This is a genomic window from Paenibacillus xylanexedens, assembly GCF_017874615.1.
Classification (GTDB): domain Bacteria; phylum Bacillota; class Bacilli; order Paenibacillales; family Paenibacillaceae; genus Paenibacillus; species Paenibacillus xylanexedens.
The window spans coordinates 145,461-168,919 of record NZ_JAGIKV010000003.1 but is presented as its reverse complement, the minus strand read 5'-3'; the positions used below and the strand labels follow the sequence as shown (position 1 = coordinate 168,919).

At 46.2% G+C, this 23,459-nt stretch carries 19 protein-coding genes; 3 read left to right on the top strand and 16 right to left on the bottom strand.

The features are described from left to right. Window positions 1-42: 42 nt before the first annotated feature. The 10 genes from J2Z28_RS05235 to J2Z28_RS05190 all read right to left on the bottom strand — a co-directional run bounded on the left by J2Z28_RS05235 (window position 43) and on the right by J2Z28_RS05190 (window position 11,578). The gene (locus J2Z28_RS05235) at window positions 43-981 is read right to left on the bottom strand and encodes a tyrosine-type recombinase/integrase (protein WP_211081479.1); all 939 of its coding nucleotides are present in this window, start codon (window positions 979-981) and stop codon (window positions 43-45) included. A 143-nt stretch (window positions 982-1,124) separates the two neighbouring features. Then, on the bottom strand, window positions 1,125-2,267 hold the full coding sequence (locus J2Z28_RS05230) for an amidohydrolase family protein (protein ID WP_211081478.1): 1,143 nt from the start codon (window positions 2,265-2,267) through the stop codon (window positions 1,125-1,127). 2 nt (window positions 2,268-2,269) lie between these two features. Next, the gene (locus J2Z28_RS05225; protein ID WP_211081477.1) at window positions 2,270-3,328 is read right to left on the bottom strand and encodes an aminotransferase class V-fold PLP-dependent enzyme; all 1,059 of its coding nucleotides are present in this window, start codon (window positions 3,326-3,328) and stop codon (window positions 2,270-2,272) included. Further along, window positions 3,312-4,097, bottom strand: coding sequence for an ABC transporter ATP-binding protein (locus J2Z28_RS05220; protein WP_211081476.1), 786 nt, complete (start codon window positions 4,095-4,097; stop codon window positions 3,312-3,314). Before J2Z28_RS05220 ends, J2Z28_RS05225 begins: the two co-directional genes overlap by 17 nt. A 2-nt stretch (window positions 4,098-4,099) precedes the next feature. After that, window positions 4,100-4,852: an ABC transporter ATP-binding protein gene (locus J2Z28_RS05215; RefSeq protein ID WP_211081475.1), complete on the bottom strand. Its 753-nt coding sequence runs from the start codon at window positions 4,850-4,852 to the stop codon at window positions 4,100-4,102. Then, complete coding sequence (locus J2Z28_RS05210) at window positions 4,852-5,712, bottom strand: ABC transporter permease (RefSeq protein WP_211081474.1); 861 nt, start codon at window positions 5,710-5,712, stop codon at window positions 4,852-4,854. Before J2Z28_RS05210 ends, J2Z28_RS05215 begins: the two co-directional genes overlap by 1 nt. A gap of 2 nt (window positions 5,713-5,714) precedes the next feature. Then, window positions 5,715-6,659, bottom strand: a complete 945-nt coding sequence (locus J2Z28_RS05205) for an ABC transporter permease (protein ID WP_241230762.1) — start codon at window positions 6,657-6,659, stop codon at window positions 5,715-5,717. After that, on the bottom strand, window positions 6,656-8,275 hold the full coding sequence (locus J2Z28_RS05200) for an ABC transporter substrate-binding protein (RefSeq protein ID WP_211081473.1): 1,620 nt from the start codon (window positions 8,273-8,275) through the stop codon (window positions 6,656-6,658). The genes J2Z28_RS05205 and J2Z28_RS05200 overlap by 4 nt, the downstream gene beginning before the upstream one ends. A gap of 211 nt (window positions 8,276-8,486) precedes the next feature. Then, complete coding sequence (locus J2Z28_RS05195) at window positions 8,487-9,638, bottom strand: iron-containing alcohol dehydrogenase (RefSeq protein ID WP_211081472.1); 1,152 nt, start codon at window positions 9,636-9,638, stop codon at window positions 8,487-8,489. A gap of 245 nt (window positions 9,639-9,883) precedes the next feature. Continuing rightward, a complete protein-coding gene (locus tag J2Z28_RS05190) occupies window positions 9,884-11,578 on the bottom strand; it encodes a M3 family oligoendopeptidase (RefSeq protein WP_047842657.1) in 1,695 nt (564 codons plus the stop codon). A gap of 605 nt (window positions 11,579-12,183) precedes the next feature. On the opposite strand from J2Z28_RS05190, the gene J2Z28_RS05185 reads away from it, so the two are divergent. Next, window positions 12,184-12,939 (top strand): hypothetical protein, encoded by a 756-nt coding sequence (locus tag J2Z28_RS05185; protein WP_211081471.1) that lies wholly within the window; start codon window positions 12,184-12,186, stop codon window positions 12,937-12,939. 117 nt (window positions 12,940-13,056) lie between these two features. Beyond that, complete coding sequence (locus J2Z28_RS05180) at window positions 13,057-13,269, top strand: cation:proton antiporter regulatory subunit (protein ID WP_017688899.1); 213 nt, start codon at window positions 13,057-13,059, stop codon at window positions 13,267-13,269. A gap of 49 nt (window positions 13,270-13,318) precedes the next feature. Here the strand turns inward: J2Z28_RS05180 and J2Z28_RS05175 are convergent, their stop codons facing one another. Beyond that, window positions 13,319-16,066 (bottom strand): PAS domain-containing hybrid sensor histidine kinase/response regulator, encoded by a 2,748-nt coding sequence (locus tag J2Z28_RS05175; protein ID WP_211081470.1) that lies wholly within the window; start codon window positions 16,064-16,066, stop codon window positions 13,319-13,321. Between the two features lie 272 nt (window positions 16,067-16,338). Here J2Z28_RS05175 and J2Z28_RS05170 point away from each other — a divergent pair, with 272 nt between their 5' ends. Further along, window positions 16,339-17,163 (top strand): protein-glutamine gamma-glutamyltransferase, encoded by an 825-nt coding sequence (locus J2Z28_RS05170; RefSeq protein WP_211081469.1) that lies wholly within the window; start codon window positions 16,339-16,341, stop codon window positions 17,161-17,163. A 185-nt stretch (window positions 17,164-17,348) separates the two neighbouring features. Here the strand turns inward: J2Z28_RS05170 and infC are convergent, their stop codons facing one another. The 5 genes from infC to J2Z28_RS05145 form a co-directional block, all read right to left on the bottom strand. Then, window positions 17,349-17,840: a translation initiation factor IF-3 gene (gene infC / locus J2Z28_RS05165; protein ID WP_211081468.1), complete on the bottom strand. Its 492-nt coding sequence runs from the start codon at window positions 17,838-17,840 to the stop codon at window positions 17,349-17,351. 120 nt (window positions 17,841-17,960) lie between these two features. Continuing rightward, window positions 17,961-18,893, bottom strand: a complete 933-nt coding sequence (locus J2Z28_RS05160; protein WP_017688903.1) for a manganese-dependent inorganic pyrophosphatase — start codon at window positions 18,891-18,893, stop codon at window positions 17,961-17,963. Between the two features lie 443 nt (window positions 18,894-19,336). Further along, window positions 19,337-20,089 carry a metallophosphoesterase family protein gene (locus J2Z28_RS05155; protein ID WP_211081467.1) on the bottom strand — a complete coding sequence of 251 codons (753 nt, stop codon included), beginning with the start codon at window positions 20,087-20,089 and terminating at the stop codon, window positions 19,337-19,339. A 99-nt stretch (window positions 20,090-20,188) separates the two neighbouring features. Next, window positions 20,189-21,196, bottom strand: a complete 1,008-nt coding sequence (locus J2Z28_RS05150; protein ID WP_091016929.1) for an LLM class flavin-dependent oxidoreductase — start codon at window positions 21,194-21,196, stop codon at window positions 20,189-20,191. A 234-nt stretch (window positions 21,197-21,430) separates the two neighbouring features. Continuing rightward, a complete protein-coding gene (locus J2Z28_RS05145; RefSeq protein WP_211081466.1) occupies window positions 21,431-23,368 on the bottom strand; it encodes an LTA synthase family protein in 1,938 nt (645 codons plus the stop codon). Window positions 23,369-23,459 lie beyond the last annotated feature (91 nt).

The window sequence follows — 23,459 nt, the reverse complement described above, 5'->3', positions numbered from 1 at the left end:
ACAAGACCTCCAAATAATTTATAGTTATTTGGAGGTTCTATTCTACACTTTCAAGTTATTTCTCGGATTGAACCTCGACAGCACATCCTTCTTCCGCTCAACAGACACCTCTGTATAAATTTGGGTTGTACTAACATTCGTATGCCCAAGAATCTCCTGCACTGAGCGCAAATCTGCACCGTTGTTCAAAAGATGTGTAGCAAAGCTGTGCCTTAGGTAGTGGGGTGTTGATTTTTTGCTAACCTTAGACAAGTCCCTGTATTTGGAGTAAATATCTTCAATGGAATAAATCGAAAGTCGATCACCATATTTGTTGAGAAACAATGCATTAGACTTGGATTCGAAATGCTCGCGAGCATGCAGCCATGTTTTAATCTTAAGAATTACCTCATTACTCGAAATATACAATAACCGCTCTTTGCGGCCTTTCCCAAAGATCAACACTGTTTTTTCTTCCAGATCGATGTGTTCCATATCAATACTCACTAATTCGCCGATACGAATGCCGATTACGTAAAGCAATTCGATAATAGCATCATTGCGCTGGTTAATTCGTTTTCTAAAGATAGTACGTAATTGCTTCATATGTTCTTGTGGTGCATTTAACAACCTTTCAACCTCGGTCACTGAAAGAGTCTTCGGAATACGTCTTGCTGTTTTGAAATTTCTTCCGAAGCCAGAGATAGGCGATTCAGCAATGTCTCCTTCTTGTACCAAATAATTAAAAAATGCTTTAAAGCATATGTATTTTCTTTTGATCGTTGAGTCTTTCAATGTGTGTGTACTTGTTAATTGTTCCAAGTACTTTCTTAAATTATCTCTGTTCACATCATGTAAATGATTGTCATTGAGCCATTCTACGAGTCGGTTGAGGTCAGATCGATAGGCTTTTATGGATTTGTCGGATAAATTCCGTTCTACGCTTAAATAGATTTCATATTGCTTGATATATGTATTTAAATCATGATTGCCGAGTTTCATAGTGCCTCCTGATGTATATATGATATGTCGCATCGCTCGACCTACATTATTGCGCATGCCAGCTTATTTGTGAAGATGTCCAAAGTGCTATAGACCTGCCAATCCTGATTTTCTTGCAAAAAGAAAAAAACACAGAAACCAGTTTATGGTTTCTGCGCTCCGGTAATAACGGAAACAATACTCTTGCGTAGCTGATCTGCATTTTTCGTTTGATACGGATCGGCATTGAAAATAACAGCGTCCGCAAGATAACCTTCTGCAATCTGCCCCAATTCGTCGCCACGCCCAATAATCTCGGCAGCATGGGTCGTCGCAGACTGCCATGCTTCTGTCCGGGTCAAGCCATAGTCGATCAGCGTATCCAGCTCTTGCAGGTTGTAGCCATGGAGCGCAGGTGTGGCATAATCGGTACCGAACCCGAAACGGACTCCTGCTCTTTTGGCATATCCGATGGCTGTGGAATGAGCTTCAGCAGCACGTGCGGCACGATCACTAATAACAGCAGGCAACGCCAGCACACCTTTTGGATCTGCGGCAATCCGATAGATTGATGTGGTCGGCACAAAGGCGGTTCGGGACTCAGCAAGTCTGCCAGCCTGATCCTCGGTTAAGAACATTCCATGTTCCACTGATTCGACCCCTGCCTGGATGGACCAGTCGATCGTCACGCCTCCCCAGGTATGAACAAGCACCTTTTTATGATGAGCATGTGCATGGCGAACGATGAATGCAAACTCTTCCTCCGAAAATACGGGATCTAACACTTGTTCAGTAGGCGCTCCAAGTCCACCTGTTGCCATGATTTTAACCCAGCCTGCGCCTGTATCAAATATATCGTTCAACCGTTGTTCCAGATGCTTCACACCGTGGGCATCTGCCGCACCCAACATATCACTGCTGGTTTCAACCTTGAGAGGATGTCCATAGTATTCAGCAAGATGCTGAGCCGTCCTAGGCAATAATCCACCTGCATCACGAGCGGTGGTTACGCCAGTCCTAAGCGTAGCTGCAAAAGCTTGCGCCTGCATGACTTCAATCTCGTGCTTATCACGCTTCAATTGATCCGAGTGGTCGAAGTCTGTCCATGCCAGATGCGTATGCAGGTCAATTAAGCCCGGGCTAATCCACAAATTAGTATCTGGACGAACCTGATGATTATACGGTGACATGGATTCTACAACTGATGCAAACCGGCCATTCTGAATCGAGATATCGAAGCGTTTGCCTTCAATACCTGCTATAAAAATATGCTTGAAGTTTTGATCTTCCGAATTTACCTGAGTCATATTCATTTCCCCCAAACGAGGCGAACAGCCTGGACTGCCTGCTCATGGTCCTGATTCAATAATGCGGCAATAGTCGCAACCGCTTCCTCCACGCCCGACAAGGATGCATTAGCCCCAAAATGATTAATTCGCAGCAGCTGACCAAAAAGTTCTCCGTCCCCCGGAGCAACAATGCCGATCGGGTGATCGATATGCAACTTCTCCTCCCCCGAAATTCGAACCGTCGTAGTCAGTGTAGAATACGTTTTGCTATCTTTTTGCCAAGGCTCCAGACCTAAAGCCTGAATACCAGCAATAGCTGATGCAGCAGCCCGTTCATGACGCTTGATCACCTGCTCTAACCCTTCTGACTCGATCGCTGTCAATGCCGAGATCAGCGCTCTGGCCTCCAGCGTTGGAATGTTGGGAGGAACACGTACTGGTGCAGTCCCCTTCCCGGATGGCTTCAGATCAAGCAAAGAGAGAATGGAATTACGCGGCGCATACGCATTGGACTCAAGAAATTTCCATCCTCGCGGCGAAATGCTTACAGCGCTGATGCCATTAGGCCCGGCGAGAGCTTTTTGCGCACCGATAGCTACAAAATCCACGCCCCATTCATCAACCGGTAGAGCCTCTCCCCCAACTGCCGAGACGGAGTCGCTCACCGTAATCAGTTTGTGCGCACGGGCAATCTTTATGATTTCCTCCGCTGGATTTGATCCACCTGTAACCACCTCGGCTTGAACAAAGGATAACGCGGACGGTTTATACCGTTCAATCGCGGCAGCAACCTCCTTCGCAGGTACAACTTCATCAAAAGGAACTTTAACTTCGATCACCGTTGCCCCGCCGCGTTCAAGCCATTGACCAAATAAACTGCCGTATGGGCCTGTCACGACATTGACAATGGTACGACCTGGCGCGGATATTCCGGCTGCCACGGCCTCTATGCCCAAGATCGCCTCTCCAGGGATGATTACCGGGGGATGCTCCGTAGATAAAAGACTGGAGAGCAACTGTGTAAGTGTCTCGTATTCACTACGCGTAAGCGGTACAAATCCTTTATATGGTTGGCTCATATAAACCTCCTGATGAAATTAATTTCGGCATCTTTGGAACGGCGGACAGCAATTCTCGACTATACGCCGTTTCAGGTCGTGTGAAGAATTGCTCCTTGGGACTGATTTCCACAAGTTGACCCTGCCGCATAACTGCTACCGTATCGCTAATGGCATGAATGACTCCCAGATCATGAGAGATGAACAACAACGTAAGATTAAGCTCACGCTTTAGCGAATTGAACAGTTCAAGCACACTCAGCTGCACAGAGACATCCAGTGCACTCGTCGGTTCATCCGCAATCAGCAGGCTCGGTTCCACGCTTATTGCCCGTGCGATGGCAATCCGTTGGCGTTGTCCGCCGGAGAATTCGTGAGGATACTTGTCCAGTGCTTTAGCCTCTAACTGAACACGGGCTAAAAGCTCTTTGGATCTTTTCTCCACCTGTGAACGGTCCACAATCCGATGAAACAACAGCGCTTCAGCAAGAATCTGCCGGACGGAATGCTTGGGATTCAGTGAGGCATCCGGATTTTGGAAGATCATCTGTATCTTTTTATATTGCTCACGACTTCTCTTCTTTTTCAATGTTTGATCTCCCAGCAGAATTTGCCCCTCATCGGGCGTGATCAAGCCGGCAATAACTCTCGCAAGAGTAGATTTCCCCGAACCAGACTCACCGACAAGACCAAGTGTCGTATGATGCTGGAGATTCAATTCAATGTGGTCCAGTGCAGTAAATTCACCATAACGAACCGATACATTTTGTATTTGCAAAGCTGGTTCCATCGTTATTCACTCCCTTCAAGCTCCGGCAAAGGAAGCACCGAGTTAATCAGCATCTGTGTGTACGGATTTTGTGGATCTTGCAAAATGGCAAGTGAATCTCCATGCTCCACAATTTGCCCCTGCTTCATCACGCACAGCTTCGAGCAAAGGGTCGCTGCAATGGCAAGATTATGTGTTACAAATACCATGGCGAAGCCCAGTTCACGCTGCAATCGGGTGATCGTCTCTATAATTTGACGTTGAACCGTAACGTCCAGCGCCGTGGTCGGCTCATCACAGAGCAGAACGCCCGGCTTGCAAGCCAGAGCCAGTGCAATAACTACACGCTGGCACTGCCCACCTGACAGCTGGCTAGGGTATCGGTCCTCACGCTTCAGCGAGTCGGGAAGACCCAACAGTTCGAGCAACTCCAGTGCGGCTACCCTTGAAGCCTTCCTGCTTAACTTTTGCCTGTAATAGACAACTTCGGACAGTTGTTTAACAACGGTACAGAGCGGATCGAGCGCACCTCTCGGGTCTTGAAACACCATTGCGCTGCTCACGTCACTCCGAATGGTGCCTCCAGTCTGCTCCACACCGCTTGGCAGGAGTCCCAGAATGGAACGCAATGTAAGTGATTTTCCGGAACCGGATTCACCTACTAATCCCAGACTCTCCCCTCTGCCAAGGGAGAAATGAACATCTTGGACTAATTTTTGATTCGACTTGGTCGACAGTGACAATGCCTCGACTTCCAAAATCGGACTTGTGGACATTATTTTTTCCTCCATAGATCGGCCAATCCATCACCCACAAGGGACAAAGCAATTCCGGTGTATACCACTGCGAATCCCGGAACTGCCGAAAGCCACCAAGCTGTTGTGATAAAGGATTGACCATCCGAGATCATGGTGCCCCAGTCCGGGGTAGGCGGTGCGATGCCAATGCCCAGATATCCGAGCGTAACAATTGCCACTAGCAGGCCGACCATATCCGTCATTAGCACAACAACTGCCTGAGGCAATACATTGGGCAGGAGATGACGAAGGATAATTCGTATTCCCGGTAGTCCCAATGTCTGTGCGGAAGCCATCCATTCCTGTTTGCGATAAGATGCACTTAGGCCCCTGACTACACGGGCAAATACGATCCAGCCAACGAGCATAAACGTAATATAAATTCCCCGCTCGCCTGCTCCGCTGGCAAAAGCCACGATAATGACGATTAGATAAAAAGGGAACGCGATAAATGTGTCCGTGATCAACGATATAATCTTATCTACCCATTTTCCGTAATACCCTGCAAGCATCCCCAGAAATATCCCCATGCAAAAAGGGACAGTTTCCGCCAACACCATAATACTCAGGTCGGTTCGCGCGGCATAAATCAGTCTTGTAAACAAGTCACGCCCCAATTGGTCTGTACCGAGCCAATGTTCCGCAGAAGGAGGCTGCAAAAAGTCACTCAAATTTTGCTCAGAAGGGTCATATGGACTAATAAACGGTATACTCACAGCCAAGATAATCAGCACGGCAAACATAATACCTCCCACAAGCAGGGAAGGGATTTTTAAGATGCGGTTCATGAGGGTCGGGTTCAAGTGCTCTTCATATAACCGAGGTTCTGTTCCTATCATGTTCATGCTTTTCCTTTCGTTCTGGGATCAAGCCACCTGGTAAGGATCTCTATCAGGAGACTAATAATCACCACAGACACAGCGCAGTAAAGAGCTATGCCTTGAATGACCGGGAAATCCCGTTTAGAAATAGAACTAAACAGCAAACTGCCGATTCCCTTAATGCCAAATACTTGTTCAACGACCAATGTCCCGCCAATCAGATAAGAAATGTTAACACCAAGAAGGATCAGCGTTGGAAGAGCCGCATTGCGCAGGACATGTTTGAACAAAATAACCCGACTTGGCAATCTCGCCGCCTTCAAAGTAACGACAAAATCAGATTCCAGTACTTCAAGCATCTGGGCTCTCAATGAACGAACCAATGTCGGAATCTGTGACAAAGCTACGGTAATGGCAGGAAGCGTCAAACTGTACAAGGTGCCCCACCACCCTTCGCCGACTCCACCAACGGGAAACCAGTGAAGACGAACACTCAGCAGCAGAATCAAAAGGATGCCAACCCAGAAGATTGGCATACCTAGCGTTACCGTAGGAAATATACGTATGACATGATCCAGCAGCTTATCCTTATGCGTAGCTGCCAGTGTAGCAAGCACAAGGGCAATTACAATAGCCAAAGCACAAGCCATGCCGATGAGCAGCAGCGTGACGGGCGCCCGGTCAGCAATCAACTCCCGGGTAGAGGTTCCATTGATAATCGAGTTGCCGGTATCTCCCTGCGTAAATAGCGTTTTGACAAACCGGATGTACTGTTCACCCACCGGAAGATCCAGCCCGAGAGCATGATGCATGCTCTCAAGCGCCTCTGGCGTGCTATATTCGCCCAGAATCATTTTAGCGGGATCTCCTGGTACCATACGGATGAGAAAAAAGACTGCTGTCATCACACAAAAAATTACTGCCAATGCTCTTCCTACAACGCTGAACAACCAGAACTTCTTCATTTCTGAATATGAACGTCTTCGAACCGTACGCTGCCGTTAGGCAACACAACGAGTCCATCTACGGAAGAACGAGCGCCGATCAGAATGTCCGGGTAATAAAGCGGGAGATAAGGTACTTCATCGGCAAGCGTCTGAAGCAGCTTGGAGTAGATTTCCGCACGACCATCGCCGTCTGCCGTTTTTTGACCTTCGTAGAGAAGCTTGGTAACTTCATCATTGGTGTAATGTGTCCAGTACGATTTACTGAATCCGTCCGGATCGGTCTGGAAAGCTATGATCGAGTTTGCTTCCGGAGAATCTGCCTGTCCACTATTCAGCATTATTGCAAAATCATAAGCAAAGAATCGTTCACGGAAGGTTGCCAGCTCAATCGATTCAATCTCGATGTTGATGCCGATTTGTTTTCCCGCCGCCTGAATGATTTGTGCTTCTTGGGCTCTAGTGCTGTTGCCTGAGGCTACAAGCAATTTGGTAGTGAATCCATCCGGGAAAGCCGATTTTGCCAGTTCTGCCTTCGCCGCAGTTACATCAAAGTTCAGTGGCTTAATTGTGTCATTCGCATTATATGGAATGGTCGTAGGCAACAATGAATTAGCGGTCTGTGCATACCCAAAGGTAAGCGCCTTAGTCAGACCGTCACGATCAAGTGCCAGAGCCAGGGCACCACGAACATGCACATCGGAAAAATGCTTGTCCAGCGTATTGAAGAATACTTGCTCTGTCACCCAACTGCCGTTCGTTACCACAGTTGTATCGGCACCATTTTTAATTTCATCGGCATTTTGCAGCGCCAACGATTCAATCGCATTCACTTCTCCTGCCTTTAGCTGGTTGATCGCTTGACTATCGTCTTCAATCAGCTTGTACACCAGTTTATCCACTGAAGGTTTTCCTTCTTGCCAATAATGACTGTTCTTAGTAAAGGTCACATCGCCTGCCGGGTCCCACTGCTCAACCACGAACGGTCCCGTGCCTACCGGTTTCTTGAAAAATTCTTCCTCCGTAGCTCCACCAAAATTGTTCGGAATAATACCGTTCGAGAAGTTGGAAAGCTCAGAGATAAACGGCGTATACGGCTCTTTAAGCGTAATCACCAATGTATGGCTACCCGTTGCTTTGACCGTATCCACTTTGGCGGATATAGCTAGCGGGCCGCCAACCTTCAAATGCCGCTCAAGAGAGAATACGGCATCTTCCGCAGTAACATCACTGCCGTTAGAGAATTTCAATCCGTCACGTAACACAAATGTATACGTTAAGCCGTCATCACTGATGTTATGCGACTTGGCAAGCCAGTCCACAATTTCTCCCTTGCTGTCAAAAGCAACCAAAGACTCAAATACTTTATCAATGGCAAAAGCATTGTTCGACGTAATCTGATTATGCAAATCAAACGAGGTCACAGAAGCTGGCCTGCCGTAGACAAAAGTGCCTCCCGCTACAGTCTCGTCTGTTTTTGATTTATCATCCGTACCTTGACTAGCACCTGGCTGAGCTGCTGTATTGGGAGCGGGATCATTCTTGGACCCGGAGCATCCGCTAACGATCACCAATAATAGGACCGCTAAAGCTCCTACCCATAATGACTTTCTGGCTGATAATTTAAACTGTGACATGTCTGAATATCCCCTTCCAATAATTCATATCTGATTAGTATGGATTGATTATGGATCAAAGAAATCCCTCTGTCAAACAAAAAATATTGCTTACAGCAGGATTAAAACTAATATATCCATTACAGGAAATGGTTCCGCATTCAAAGGACTCAGAAGTTCACACAACACTAAAAAAAGCCAGAATATACTCTGGCTCTCTTTGTGCCTAAATCTATATAATTTTGCGGAACAGCTCCATCACTTCATCCTTGGACGGTTGATAGGGATTGCCTGGTGCACAGGCATCTTTCATCGCGTTATCGGCAAGCAGTTCCACATCGGGATCTTTTACACCCAGTTCAGACAATTTCTCAGGGATACCAACTTCCTTCGATAGCTGACGTATGGCCTCAATAACGTAATCGGAACATTCCTCATCACTTCTACCCTTCACATCCATACCGATTGCCTTAGCAATATGACGGAATTTGCCGGGTACATGCTTGGCGTTCAACTCTTCCACATAAGGGAGTAACATTGCGTTGCACACACCGTGCGGCAGATCATATACGCCACCCAGTTGATGCGCCATCGCATGGACATAACCCAGGCCCGCATTATTAAAAGCAATCCCGCCAAGGAAACACGCATACGTCATATGTTCCCGCGCTTCCAGATCACTGCCGTCTCTCACGGCTCTTGGCAAATATTCAAAGATCAGTTCAACAGCTGCTGCAGCTGTCGCACTTGTCACTGTAAATCCACCCGGTGTAACCATCGCTTCTACGGCATGTGTCAACGCATCCATTCCTGTGGCCGCTGTGAGACTTGCAGGTTTGCTGAGCATCAGCTCCGGATCATTAACCGACAGGGAGACCAGACTGTTGCGATCCACCATCACCATCTTCACTTTACGTTCCTCATCTGTAATCACGTAGTTTATTGTCACCTCGCTCGATGTGCCAGCCGTTGTGTTAAAAGCCACAAGTGGCACGGACTTATGTTTCGATTGATGAAATCCTTCATATTCACGGATATGCCCACCGTTCGCAGCTACAATGCCAATGCCTTTGGCAGCATCCTGCGGTGAACCTCCGCCTATCGATATAATGGCGTCACAGCCATGATCGTGGAATACTCGAAGTCCGTCATGTACATTCTGACATGTTGGATTAGGCTGAACCTCATCATATACTACATAGTCTAACCCTGATTTTCTTAATATAGACAGTACCTGTTCAGCAACGCCTGAAGTAATCAATTGGCGATCACTTACAACCAGCGCCTTGCGGATACCCATCTGTTCAATCATCTGACCTGCTTCCTGTAAACATCCTCTACCCATCAAGTTCACGGGCGGAACATAATATGCATGTGTTGCCATTTGAACCAGCCTCCTGTAACCCCTGATTTACTATCTTCATTGTAACTGAATCCGTTTTCAGATATAGTGAAATAAATCACAATGAGTCGGTAAATGTTACACTTGAGGTTGATTTTTCCCCGTAATGAAAAAGACGACCCAGACACCCGAAGGTGTCCAAGCCGTCTTACTTTTCTATCTTAAAGCTTTATCCACTACTTATACCTTACCGAAGGTACTTACACTAAAAGCATCCTTACGAAGGCTTACAGCGCCTTATCGTTCACGCCGTCAAGCCATGCCTCAATCTCACCAATTACGGAGGATACACAGCCATCCTCGAATGGAGAGTTCAATCCAGCCAGTTCAACCAATCCAGTGAAGGACAGGCTTCCTCCCGCTTTGCACAATGTCAGATAGTCGGCCCATGCGGACTTCATGTCCTCATTGCTGCGTTTCCAGAACTGGAATGCACAGATTTGTGCTAACGTGTAGTCAATGTAATAGAATGGCGATGAGAAAATGTGACCTTGCTTATGCCAGAAACCACCCTGCTCCAGATACGCATTATCTTTGTAATTGATGTGTGGCAGATAGGTCTTCTCAATGTTGCGCCATGCCTGCTTACGCTCCGTTGGAGTTGCATCCGGGTTCGCATACACAAAATGCTGGAATTCATCCACAGCTACACCATACGGAATGAACAACAGACCGGAAGACAGGTGATCAAACTTGTACTTGTCCGTATCTTCCTTGAAGAACAACTGCATCCACGGCCATGTGAAGAACTCCATACTCATGGAATGAATCTCAGCCGATTCATATGTCGGCCAGTTGTACTCAGGCACTGCAAAATCACGGCTCTCATACACTTGGAAAGCATGACCTGCTTCATGTGTCAATACATCAATATCACCGGATGTACCGTTGAAGTTGGAGAAGATAAACGGTACTTTGTAATCGTTCAGGAACGTACAATATCCGCCGCCCTGTTTACCTTTTTTGCTTACCAGATCCATAAGCTCGTTTTCGGTCATCATTTGGAAAAATGCATCCGTCTCTGGTGATAATTCAGCGTACATTTTTTTACCATGTTCGATAATCCAGTCCGCGTCACCTTTAGGTGTCGGGTTACCCGTCTTGAAGCTGAAGCCCTGATCGTAATAATACAGCGTATCCACATCGATCCGATTACGCTGACGCTCTCTGAGCTTGGTCGCTACAGGTACAATGTAATCACGAACTTGTGCACGGAAGTTGGCAACCATCTCGGCGTTGTAATCCGTGCGGTTCATACGATCATAACCGAGTTCCACATAGCTTGGATAACCTAGTTTCTTCGCGATCTGTGTACGTACTTTAACCAGCTCATCGTAAATGCGATCAAATTCAGCTTCATGTTCAGCCATGAAAGTGTATCTGGCTTCCGAAGCACGCTCCCGCATGGAGCGATCCGTGGACAGTTCAAATGGATGAAGCTGTGGCAACGTGCGCTCTTCACCTTCGAACGGAATTTTGGCCGATGCGATCAACTGATTGTATTCTGTTGAAAGTTTGTTCTCCTTCTGGAGTTCTTCAATAATTTCTGGGCTGAATGTTTTCAGTGAAAGATCCGCCAGTTGGAACAGCTGTGAACCCCATTTTTGTTCCAACTCGTTGCGGAATTTGGAGTTAACCAATGCACGGTAAAAATCCGTAATATATTCCTGTACAATCGGTGCATTCTCATCCAGAAATTCGTTCTCAGCCTTATAAAACTCATCATTGGTATCAATGGAATGACGGATGTAGACCAATTGTGCTTGTGTCTCAAAATCACTGCGCAGCGCGTTAATCTGATCCATGAACCCACTCTGTTCTTCAACCGTTGCCGCAGCTTCAAAACCGCTCAACAGCTCACGGAAAGATGTCTTGATGTGTTCCAGATTCGGACGTGTATACGTATACTCACTAAATTTCATTTATGTACACCCTTTCCTGTTTGGCAGAATTTCGGGAGTATCCCGAGTTAAACTACCCCCTATTATACAAAAGAGCAGCTAAAAAATCCCATAATTACGAAAAATATTTGTCCATCGGTCAAATTGTGCAACATGAATGGTTACAAATATTACGTACTTATGTAAGGTCAGTGCCTCAAAATTTTAACCACACAAATAAGCCCGCCTCGCGTTAGCGAAGCCAGCTTATAGGTTGTCTCTCTTCTTTTCACATTTAAACAATACTAGCTTTGGTCTTTATCCATAATCTGATAGAACCAGCCCATTCCGACCATGCCCACGACCATAATAACGGCCATAATAATGATATATGTCATGAATGTAACCTCCCTGCTTCCGTATATTCATCACACTACTACTAGTGTACACGGTGAAGCGCCGTTTGAATTGACCGAACATTGACAAAAATACGAAATCTTTAATTTTAATAAATGGATTATTTCCCCGATCACACTAAATCATACGTACCTCGCTGCACGGTGCAAAGTTTCATCCGCCATACTTACGGTGTATACTATACTTCTATGAAATGGAATTTGGATTTTTACGCAGAAAGGTTGAAAGACATGTCAACTCGCATTCCCTTACGTCAGCTATTTCTTACTGTTTTATTAGCCCTTATGTTATCTGTTTTGACCGCCTGTGCTGATGGAGAAGCCCATCTAACGGTAAATATGGATGGATCAACGGATCTGGATCTCAATCTCAACGTAAAGAACTCCGCTCTTGGAAAAATTGGACAAGACAATCTCATGCCTCTGATCGCAGATGCATTGAATCGAAATAACTTCCAGGCAGAGGTTTCGGAACAGGGAGATCAGAAGCAGCTCACAGCGACCACCCATTATGAAAAAAGTAATAAAACCAGCTTTGATACGTCCAAGTTACCACAAGGGATCAAGGTTGAACAAACAACTTCCCCCGGCTTCTTCACTTCCAAGATGCACATTACAGCAGAAGCCGATCTCATGGAGTCCATGCCCGATGGTGAGATCAAAAATCAAATTAACAAGGTGCCTAGCTTTCTTAAAAACCTCTTGTTAAAAGATGTTAACTTTGACTTCAAGTTGTCTTTGCCCATCAAGACAGCCGATTCGAATGCGGATCAAGTGGAGGATGGCGGGAAAACGCTCATTTGGCACGTTTCACCCCTCCAGATGAATAAACTGGATCTGACTGTACAGGTTCCCAATATCCGGAATATCATCATAATTGCAGTCATAGGCCTATTATTTATCGTTGCTCTGCTCATTTGGTTTTTTGTTCGTCGCAGACGGGCCAGACAGCGCCATAGTGCAAGATCACATCGTGAAAAAAATTAATTCTTCCCACCAATTTTATTTGTGACTTGCCAAACGGTGTTATGGATAGTAGAATACATCCGTACTGTGTGAACGGTTAATTTTTTATTAAGCAAAGCTAAAGAGGTGACAGGTTTCATGAATATCCGCGAATGCCCACTACCTGGTATCGGAGTTAAGTACCAGTTTGATACAAAGGGCGGCCATCAGTTAGTCATTATTGTGCATGAGGACGGACGCCGTGAATTATTCTCCGTTGATCCACAAGACAACGAAGAACTCACTCTGATTGCAGATTTGGAAGATGACGAATGCGTAACCCTCTCCGGGTTAATCGGAGGCTGGTCGTAAATGACAGAATAACCTGTACCTTGAATTCAAGGCACAGGTTATTTTTCTGTTACGTTACCCTTTGAGAGCGAATATATGGAACCCATGTATTCAGTACGCGGCTAATCTCCGTGGAATGAAATGGTTTGCTGATAAAGTCCTGCATCCCGCATTTCAGACACTCCTCACGGTCACCGGCGCCTGCAAAAGCTGTAATCGCTGCAATAACCGGTATGTCTGGGTGGCTCTGTCTGATGTGGCAGGTCGCTTCAATCCCATCCATAACTGGCATTTGAATATCCATAAACACCAGGTCATATTGAACCTTGTTCAATGAATCGACGGCCTGTGCACCATTCTCAACGATATCACATACTCCACCAAACTTGCGCAGCATCTCCTCCAACAGATGACTGTTGACCGCTTGATCCTCAGCAATCAAAATTTTGATGTCATGGGCAAGACTCGCTCGATCCAATTGCAGTTCATCATTCGTGGTGATTTCGATCGGGTCATTACTTTCCTCTAACCACCGCTCCACTACGAGGGTGAACTGGAATTCTGCCCCCTCACCGATCTCACTCTGTACGCCAATCGCTCCGCCCATTAACTCCACCAGTTTTTTGCTGATCGCAAGGCCTAGACCTGTCCCGCCAAACTTACGATTGATGGCCGGATCAAGCTGTGAGAAGGATTGGAACAACTGATGCTGCTTTTCTATTGGAATGCCAATCCCCGTATCTCTTACCTTAAAGGTCAACATCAGGTTATCCTGACCATGCTCATCTGAGAAATCAGCACCTACGCTCACCATAATACGGCCCTGCTCTGTGAATTTAACGGCATTACCCACCAGATTGATCAAAATCTGCCGGATCCGTGTCTCATCCCCTCGAATGCGTTCAGGAATGTGATCCGACACTTCACAATAGAGTTCAATATTTTTCTCTGATGCCTTCAGTGCAAACAGCTCGATCACCCCACCCAGCATCGCCTTAATATCTACAGGTGCTCGCTCAAGATCCATTTTGCCTGCTTCGATTTTGCTGAAATCCAAAATTTCGTTCAAAATGTACAAAAGGGATTCGCCGCTATCAATCATGATTTCCGCAAAGCCTTTCTGTTCATCATCCAGCTCGGTTTCCATTAACAGATGGGCCATGCCCATGATGCCGTTTAATGGCGTACGAAGCTCATGACTCATGATGGCGAGAAACTCGGACTTTGCTCGGTCTGCATGCTCTGCTGCTTCCTTGGCACGTATGATATCCTTAACAGATGTCATATCACGGAAAACCAACACTGCTCCGCGGGTTCTACCCTGATCCATAATCGGCTTCAATTGGAACTCCACCAAGAAACTGGATCCATCCGGTCTCCAGAATACGGATTCGGTACGTGGCAGACCTCGTCCCTCACGAACAGCCTGTAGAATTGGTGTATCCTTGGATGGGTAGGGGATGCCTTCGCTCTGCATTTGGATCATCATCTGCTCTAATGGTTTGCCATTCAATTCACTTGGACAGAAGTTCATGATCTCCGCAGCGGCCGGATTGGCAAAGTTCAGATTCCCTTCCAGGTCCAGTCCAATAACACCTTCAGACATGCCATTCAAAATCAATGCCCGTTCATAACTAAGATTCTCGATTTCCTCGACGTAACGTTTGGACTCTGTAATGTCACTGGTAATCCCGTAGACCCCAACAACTTTGTCCTCAAGTATAATAGGAACATTAATCACATTTGTTTCAATCCGCTGCCCATTTTTGTGAATTAAACCTATCTCGTAGCTCTGTGCATTGCCTTTCACCGTTTCCTCAAAATGATATCGAGTCTTCTCCAGATCTACAGGATCAATGAGGTGATCAAAAGGCCGACTCAGCAGCTCCTCCTTGGTGTGTCCTGTCAACTGTTCCTGACCCATATTGGCTTTCAGCAGATTGCCTTCCAGATCAAGAGAAGCCACACCTAGGGGATTACAGTCAAATAACGATCTGTACTCCTGCATACTTAACTGTTGTTGCTGGCTGGCTGTGATATCCCGGGTTACGGCGACCATCTCCATTAATTCACCTGAATCGTCATATACATAGTGCGTAATCGTATCTGCCCATACCGTAGATCCATCCTTATGTAGCAGCCGATAATTGAGCCGTTTGGGAGCCAGACCCTTTCTCTGCTCTTCTACGTACGCTTCAACCAAAGGCACATCCTCCGGATAGATCACAAATGTTCCCGGCTTACCTATAACTTCTTCCAACTCATAGCCCAACATGCTTTTACATGCATTTGATACATATTTAAATGTACGACTTGAATCGGCATCATGTATTGCAATCAGGTCTAGTGAAGACTCCGCCAGCAAGCGAGAGATGCGACTGCTCTCTTCCAATTGCTTACGTTGCACAATGAGGATTTCCTCTGCATCTTTTTGTTTCGTAATGTCAGCAGCCTGTACCAACAGATACAATGGCTCACCATTCGTTTCATCCCTAACAATGCAAGCTCTAATGGTTGCCCATAATAACGAACCGTCCTTTCGTTTCAGACGAACCTCCGTCTCGTACATCGGACTTGTTTCATGAGTCATTTCCCAGAACTTGCTGCGGAATTCCTCCATATGCAGATCTTCTTCGTAGATCATATGTATGACCGAAGTATCGATCAGTTCATCTTCACTGTATGCAAGCATCTCGCAAAATGCAGGATTAAGCTGCAACCACCGTCCATTTACATGCGATGCGACAGCAATGCCGATTGGTGCGTGCGTATACAATTGTTCGAACAGAGATCGGCTCTCTGTAATGGATTTCGACATTACATGTCCTCCTTTATGAGAATCTGAATGTATTCCGTATGAATAGATCGACCTGAACATAACTTCATCTATAGAGTACTACCCCAAATGCCATGATTTATAAACGAGGTCAGACAAAAAGTCCACATGAATCGACATCTTTAATTTTGGATGCTGGCAACTTTCATTGTGTACATACCAATTCGAACACATCACGTCATATACTACACAATACCCGTGCTATCCTGATTATACAATGTTGAGTATTCGAATAGGAACGGAGGTTATAGATTATGATCATTGTCGCAAATCAACCCGTAGAACTGAACCGCTCGGAATGGTCTGATTTTGAATGGTATTGGTTACAGCAACTCCAGAATCGTCCAACGAGGTATGTGTACCAATCCATGGATCATCTTCGATTTGAATGGGACTTGAGGGGCTCTCTCGTGGAAGCCGCGGAAGGACTGGATCGAAGCGGTGTGAGTTTTGCATCCTTTGAAAAATCCAGATGTAATCCTGCCTACTGGAATCGTAATGCGGAAGGTGGGTTTGAGCTAAGATCAAACGTGACCCCCGCCGACGGCATCCGGGATATCTGGAGGAATGGACACTTATATGCTTTTGAATGTGCAACAGCTACCGTTATTGTGCTGTATGGTGGCGTGCTGGGAAGCATTCGCGAAGACGCCTTTAATTCCCTGTTTCGCAATCTGTTACTCTTTGACTGGCATTATGACAGTGACCTGCGATTAACCGAAAAAAACGGTAGCGAAACCGCCCTGCCAGGAGATGTGCTGTATTTCAAAAATCCAGATGTTTCTCCGGAAACCCCCGAGTGGCAGGGAGAGAATACGTTCATGCTGCGCGAGAACTGGTATTATGGTCATGGCATTGGCATTGCAAGTGGCGAAGAGATTATACGTACCCTGAATCAGTTCCGCGTTCCAGGTAGCCGGGTCTCCGCCTACTTAATGGATATGGTGATCTATCCGGACTTCTTTTATTTATCCCGATTCGCCAAAAACAGCCAGAATAATATTGCCGCTGGTTCTACGCCTGTATTACCCGGACAGTTATATGTACGACTTGGTGGCAGCCGTTATTTACGTAGCTGAACTACTGGAACGGTAACGGCTTTCACATTAAATTGCACGATACCTCAATCCAATTGATGACAAACAAGCCCAATACAGCAGCAGTTAACCTGCCACCTCATTGGGCTTTCTTTACATCCAAAAAGTCATTACTATATCGACATTCCTTTTACCTTTGTGCTACATCGAGGATCGCACCTGGCGGTTTACGCATTCGGGTCCAGTTGCACAACAACCTGTTTACCACTTACCTGAACACCTGTCGTTTTGCTACCGAATTCAGCCAGCGATTTGCTCAGCTGCTCAGCCCACTCCTTGCCAGCAACTCCTTCTTTGGCTCCATGCACCTGGATGACGAGTTTTACCGAATCACCCTTCTTCAGAATTCGCTCCGCTTGAGATTGCTTCGTATCCCGGTCATGATCCTCCATCGCAAGGTTTAATCTAATTTCCTTTACTTTACGTTTATCGGGGGATTTACTCGCTTTTTTCTTCGCCTGCTGCGCTTCCACTTTGGCTGCTCCTGCGCCAATCAGCTTGCATGGTGGCGGACTGGTCATCAAGGACAAGCACACCAGATCTACTTTATGCTGCTTCGCAAGTAAAAGAGCTTCCTGTGTGGACATCACACCCAGATCTTCACCATTCAGGCCGGTCAGCTGCACTTCAGCTGCTTTGATCTTTTCGTTTTTGATCATGATTCTTCCTCCTCTACATCAAAAGCCTGTCCTGACCATTTACGGATCAGAGCAGGCTAGGATGGTGTTGCTACTTATTTGTAATACTTATCAGCGTACAAATACGCCAATCGGTTTGATTTACAGCGTGTTGAATGCTTCCGTCAGAACCGGTACAATTTGTGATTTGCGTGATACTACGCCTTTCAAGATAGCTCTGCTATCAGACAGCGTCACATTGTAGGCTTTCTCCACTGCTTTAGTGGATGTACCATATGCCAAAGCTACGGAATCGTTGTTCAGAATGTCTGTTACGACAAATACAAACAGGTCGAGACCTTTGCTGGAAATGATCGCATCAATAGCTGCTTCAAGCTCAGGTTGCTTCACGAGAACATCATTCACGTCAACAGCATTAACCTGTGCAATTTCCACTTTGGATTGACCCATTACGAATTCTTTGGCATCCAGGGAAATTAGTTCAGCAATTGTTTTTTGGCTCAGATCCGCACCGGCTTTCAGCATGTCCAGACCATAGCTGTCTGCATCTACACCAGCAATGGCAGCCAGTTCACGCGCAGCGGCTACGTCCTGCTCTGTGCAAGTCGGGGATTTGAACAACAGGGAATCGGAGATAATCGCAGACAGCATCAGGCCAGCAATCGGTGCACTCACTTCGATACCATTTTCTTTGTACATTTTATTCAAAATGGTTGCTGTACAACCTACAGGCTCTGCACGGAAATACAGAGGTCCGCTTGTCTCAAAGTTAGCGATACGATGATGGTCGATAACTTCAACAACAGTCACTTCCTCAATATCGCTTACACTTTGCTGACGCTCGTTGTGGTCAACCAGAATAACTTTGTTTACTTCATTTGCAGCGGTTTTAATCAGACGCGGTGCTGCAATTTTGAATTGATCCAGTGCAAACTGGGTTTCACCATTGACTTCGCCGAGACGAACAGCTTCAACGTCCTGACCCAATTTTGTTTTGAGATCCGCATAGGCAATTGCCGAACAGATCGTATCCGTGTCGGGATTTTTGTGACCGAAGATTAACGCTTTTTCCATATTCATAGCCCTCCGTCAATTCTGATTTATATAAGTTCAACCAAAGAATGTTTACACTTGCCACTCCGATGACAGAATAACCTTCCGATCGCTGTTATCCCCAGATTTTTTGATTCCCTTTTAAAGGGAAAATCCGGTGATAAAGGCGAACGCTCCGCTTCTCCAGCTTTTTTCTGTCCTCTCCGTTCTCGTGTAAAAAGTTTAGTTGAACTTATATAGAAAATATATGTCATATTTCAATCATACCCTACTGATTATAGCGCTAATAGGGCTTAATTCCAATCCCTTTACAGCGAATTAATTGCAAATCATTCTCAGGCAACTCATTTTGGAAAATAGCCAAACTTGGTTCATTCCCTCAAGTCGATATGGTATGTATCCTATTTATTCCATCCTACAACCTTATAAATTAGCATACGAAACTCTGATACGCAACGAAAACATTAAATCTCAGGCTCTTCCGCGCTCTGCCCTTGCTGTACAAAAAAGGTCTGTAGACTGCCGTCCTCGCTAATCTCCAGCAGGTTCAATTGCGCTCCGTAGGCACAACCACCATCAATGCCAATTTTGTCTCCGCTCGGGTCAAACCATATGCCTGTCTCATCATGCAAATGCTTCACGGGGGTGTGTCCAAATACGACCGTCTCTCTAATCGTTGTTGGTCTGGAATAGAATGATTCACGAATCCAAATGAAGTCCCGCTCGGACTGGCTTCTCCAATCCTCGATATCCGGGTTGATCCCGGCATGTACAAAAATATAACCCGGAATTTCGTACACCAGCGGAAGCTGTTCCAGAAAACGAAGATGGTGTTCATAGTGTGTACGTATCCACTTTTTGGCTTCAGCATAAGCTTCCCAATCTATCTGCTGCTCATCATAAGTAAGCTCCAGATCCAGATAACTTGCCATCGTCTGTAATCCGCCATTACGAATCCAGTGTTGATCATATTGCTCAACATCCTGGGTTAGAGCCTTGACCATCATGGCATCGTGATTACCTTTGATCACCATAATATCGTGCTGTTGCTGAAGCTGCATAATCTGTTCCATGACCTGTTTGCTGCTTGGACCTCGATCCACATAATCACCGAGTAAAATCAATTCATCCTGCTGCGGATTATAGTCTGCAAGCGTAAGCAGTGCATTAAATTCATCGTAACAGCCATGAATATCACTAATGACGCATCTGCGCATGTGAATCTCTCCTCCCCCTGATCACGCAAGAGTATAACCGGAACCTTGCATGAGCAAGATTCCAGTCTGTTTAGAGTAGTTATTCCCGCTTGCTTACCATTAGTCCTGCTTGAGTCCAAAGGCTTCTGCAATCAAGCCGAATGAGCGCAGACGTGCTTCAAACGAATGGACCGCTGATGCAATAATGACTTCATCTGCTTCATGGCGTTCAGCCATTGCGGTAATTTTATCTTTCACCTGATCCGGTGTTCCCACGATGGAAAAAGAACGACGTTGACGAATCTGTTCCATCTCCATCGCTGTGTATGGATAGTTGTTCACCGTCTCCAGAGATGGGAATGAACTTTGTTCAAGACCTCGTCCAAGGCGTAAGAAGAAAAGTTCATTGCTGCGCGCAAGTTCAGCGGCTTCTTCCTCTGTCTCCGCGCAGAATGCCGAGACAGCAATCATTGAATGTGGTTTGTCATTCAGGATGGACGGCTTGAAATGTCTGCGGTAATGTTTCATCGCTTCTTCGCCGCCTGGTGTTCCGAAGAATTGGGCAAAAGCATACGACGTCCCTTGCGCTGCAGCAATTCTCGCACCTTCGGAGCTGGAACCCAGCAACCACACTTCTGGTACCGTGGGAACCGATGGTCCGGCTACCAGAGATGCAAACCGATGATCCTCGGGCAACTGCTCGTGGAAGTATCCGCCCAGATCCGCGATCTGTTGCGGGAAGAATTGTACATTCGATGATTTGCCTTCATTCAGAGCTCTGCTGGCAATCGGCATGCCGCCCGGTGCTCTGCCAATCCCAAGGTCAATCCGCCCCGGATGCAAAGCTTCCAGCAGACGGAAATTCTCTGCAACCTTATAGGCACTATAATGAGGCAGCATAACGCCACCGGAACCTACGCGAATTCGATCCGTATGTGCAGCCACATGTGCAATCATAACTTCAGGACTTGAGAAAGACAGCGCACCACTACCGTGATGCTCCGACATCCAGAAACGGGAGTACCCCAATTGATCCGCATGTTGTGCGAGTTTCACCGTTTCCTGCAACGTATCCTGTACAGTTCGTCCTTCATTGATATGTCCATGTTCGAGTACACTCAGTTTCATATATATTCAATCCTCTCGTCAGTTAAGTTCATAAGTACTGTGAATATGAGATCTGCGTATATTACGCGCTCTTGCTCACTTCATTCTTGCTCATTACATTGTAACATTAATTATTACAGTTTCAAACTTTAGTTATTCTCTTTATTACCACACTCATGTAATAAACATGCAAAAAACGCCACCAGTTCTTAGACCGGTGACGTTTTTGATCTGACCTATTGCAGAGAAATTGATTTATGGCGCACGTTTCGGTAACAACTTCACATACTCGTCAGACAGTTTCATAAGGCTGAGCACATGTTCATAATCGGCACGATACGGTTCCAAATCCGTTACCGGCTCGTATGTTTTCAGCGAATAGGCTGTTCCATCGTCAAAGCCCGCACCCGGAATAAACATGATGTCATTGTTGACAAATGAACCCGTCGGCAAATAATACCGGATACCGAAGGCATTATGATCCATGTTGAGCAGATCATGTCCGAAGGCAGTGAATTTCTCATCCTGGAGCGAAACTCCCATCAGATTCATAATCGTTGGCAACATATCCAGCTGACCGCCTGACTGCTCAATCACTTGCCCTTTAGTCTGCTTCGACGTGTGGATCATTAACGGGATGTTAAATCGACTTACTTTACCGTCATACGGGACGCCAAGATTGGCCTGAATCTGCTGTGTAATCTCTTCGTCAGCAGGCAGACCAAAATGGTCTCCGTAGAGCACTAAAGTAGTATTATCCCATAATCCGTTCGCCTTCAACTCATTAATGAGTTGACCGATGGCATAGTCCGTATAGTTGATTGCTTGCAGATAGTCGTGAAGCAGTTTGTTCGTGATGGTCGCTGGAATCGTGATGCGTGCACGATCAGCGGGAACCGTAAACGGCGAGTGGCTCGATGCCGTAATGAACTGAGCATAGAACGGCTGATTCGCAGTCTGATGCGCAGTCATTTTTTCCACACCTACACGGTATAACTCTTCATCCGATGGTCCAAAGTCATTGAATCTGTCATTTTCGAAGCTGGGCTTGTCGAAGTAACGAGTGAATCCGAGTGCCGGATACATCTTGTTCCGGTTCCAGAAGGTGACGTCATTGACATGGTACGTCTCGGACTCATATCCCTCTTTTCCTAATAACTTGGGAAGACTCGGCAGTTCGCGGTCACTGTACCCTGCTGACATGGGAACAACTCCGGTTGGATAAATAGACGTGTTCGACATGAACTCCGCGTCTGATGTGTTTCCCTGTCCGATCTGTTGGAAAAAATGAGAGAAATAATAGCTTTCTTTGGCCAGATCATTCAGTACCGGTGTTAGCTCCTGACCGTCTAATGAAGCATTAATCGGGAAATTCTGAAAGGACTCCAGTTGCAGTACAATCAGATTGCTGCCTTTGGCCTGACCAAAATATTTGGCTTTCACAGCTGTGCCGTCACTTGGTGTATCCTGATACGGATACTGGCTAACCAGCTCATTGATCTTGGCAATCGTTTCGTTAATGTTGCCATTCGCAATGGCCTCATTTTCTTTGCTCGTCAGAATCGCTGACGATACCTGATAGTTCAGGAAACCGAGATTCTCGGCCCGCACCAGCTCGTTATCAATCGTTTCACCTTTGACAATAAAACTGCCAGACAGCACAATGCAGAATGCAGCCGTAAGCGCAACGCCGAGTTTGCCCCAGTAACGTCTGCGAATTCTGCCAAACGTCAAACCGCTATCGCGGTAACTGCTGTAGTTACGCCCGCCAGCACGTCTGCGCATAATCAACCATATTGGCAATGCCAGTACGATGTCTGCAAAAAATAGAAAGTGTTCCGGTCGTACCAGCGGTCCGATACTTCCCCGCACTTGGGCAACCTGCCCCAGCTCACTTAGCACGGTATAGGTAGGTACCGAACTGAAATGAACGTTATACAGCGTAGCCGCGAACAGAACCAGAGAAAACAGAATATTGAATCCTCCGTATACTGCTCGCTTCCAGCCTTTGGGCACGATCAGATCCAGCAGGCATACCAACGTTAATGCACCTAATGCGTCAGTTAACAGACCGATGCTGGACAGACCCTGGAAAAAGAAATACCGCAGTAGTGACAGCTTGAGCAGCATAAGAATGAATAACACGGCGAATAAGGTCCGTGATGAAGTTCGTTCATTTTTGGAATTATACATGGTCGTTTTCAACCCTTACCCTGAAATTTTACGTTCCTTTTACAAAACGTATATTTCAGTATAACAGTTTTCTGGTTGCTATTCCATGGAA

What these genes read in the sequence shown, in the direction of transcription:
- J2Z28_RS05235 (WP_211081479.1), bottom strand. Translation starts at nt 981, where the DNA reads ATGAAACTCGGCAATCATGATTTAAATACATATATCAAGCAATATGAA.
- J2Z28_RS05230 (WP_211081478.1), bottom strand. Translation starts at nt 2,267, where the DNA reads ATGACTCAGGTAAATTCGGAAGATCAAAACTTCAAGCATATTTTTATA.
- J2Z28_RS05225 (WP_211081477.1), bottom strand. Translation starts at nt 3,328, where the DNA reads ATGAGCCAACCATATAAAGGATTTGTACCGCTTACGCGTAGTGAATAC.
- J2Z28_RS05220 (WP_211081476.1), bottom strand. Translation starts at nt 4,097, where the DNA reads ATGGAACCAGCTTTGCAAATACAAAATGTATCGGTTCGTTATGGTGAA.
- J2Z28_RS05215 (WP_211081475.1), bottom strand. Translation starts at nt 4,852, where the DNA reads ATGTCCACAAGTCCGATTTTGGAAGTCGAGGCATTGTCACTGTCGACC.
- J2Z28_RS05210 (WP_211081474.1), bottom strand. Translation starts at nt 5,712, where the DNA reads ATGATAGGAACAGAACCTCGGTTATATGAAGAGCACTTGAACCCGACC.
- J2Z28_RS05205 (WP_241230762.1), bottom strand. Translation starts at nt 6,659, where the DNA reads ATGAAGAAGTTCTGGTTGTTCAGCGTTGTAGGAAGAGCATTGGCAGTA.
- J2Z28_RS05200 (WP_211081473.1), bottom strand. Translation starts at nt 8,275, where the DNA reads ATGTCACAGTTTAAATTATCAGCCAGAAAGTCATTATGGGTAGGAGCT.
- J2Z28_RS05195 (WP_211081472.1), bottom strand. Translation starts at nt 9,638, where the DNA reads ATGGCAACACATGCATATTATGTTCCGCCCGTGAACTTGATGGGTAGA.
- J2Z28_RS05190 (WP_047842657.1), bottom strand. Translation starts at nt 11,578, where the DNA reads ATGAAATTTAGTGAGTATACGTATACACGTCCGAATCTGGAACACATC.
- J2Z28_RS05185 (WP_211081471.1), top strand. Translation starts at nt 12,184, where the DNA reads ATGTCAACTCGCATTCCCTTACGTCAGCTATTTCTTACTGTTTTATTA.
- J2Z28_RS05180 (WP_017688899.1), top strand. Translation starts at nt 13,057, where the DNA reads ATGAATATCCGCGAATGCCCACTACCTGGTATCGGAGTTAAGTACCAG.
- J2Z28_RS05175 (WP_211081470.1), bottom strand. Translation starts at nt 16,066, where the DNA reads ATGTCGAAATCCATTACAGAGAGCCGATCTCTGTTCGAACAATTGTAT.
- J2Z28_RS05170 (WP_211081469.1), top strand. Translation starts at nt 16,339, where the DNA reads ATGATCATTGTCGCAAATCAACCCGTAGAACTGAACCGCTCGGAATGG.
- infC (WP_211081468.1), bottom strand. Translation starts at nt 17,840, where the DNA reads ATGATCAAAAACGAAAAGATCAAAGCAGCTGAAGTGCAGCTGACCGGC.
- J2Z28_RS05160 (WP_017688903.1), bottom strand. Translation starts at nt 18,893, where the DNA reads ATGGAAAAAGCGTTAATCTTCGGTCACAAAAATCCCGACACGGATACG.
- J2Z28_RS05155 (WP_211081467.1), bottom strand. Translation starts at nt 20,089, where the DNA reads ATGCGCAGATGCGTCATTAGTGATATTCATGGCTGTTACGATGAATTT.
- J2Z28_RS05150 (WP_091016929.1), bottom strand. Translation starts at nt 21,196, where the DNA reads ATGAAACTGAGTGTACTCGAACATGGACATATCAATGAAGGACGAACT.
- J2Z28_RS05145 (WP_211081466.1), bottom strand. Translation starts at nt 23,368, where the DNA reads ATGTATAATTCCAAAAATGAACGAACTTCATCACGGACCTTATTCGCC.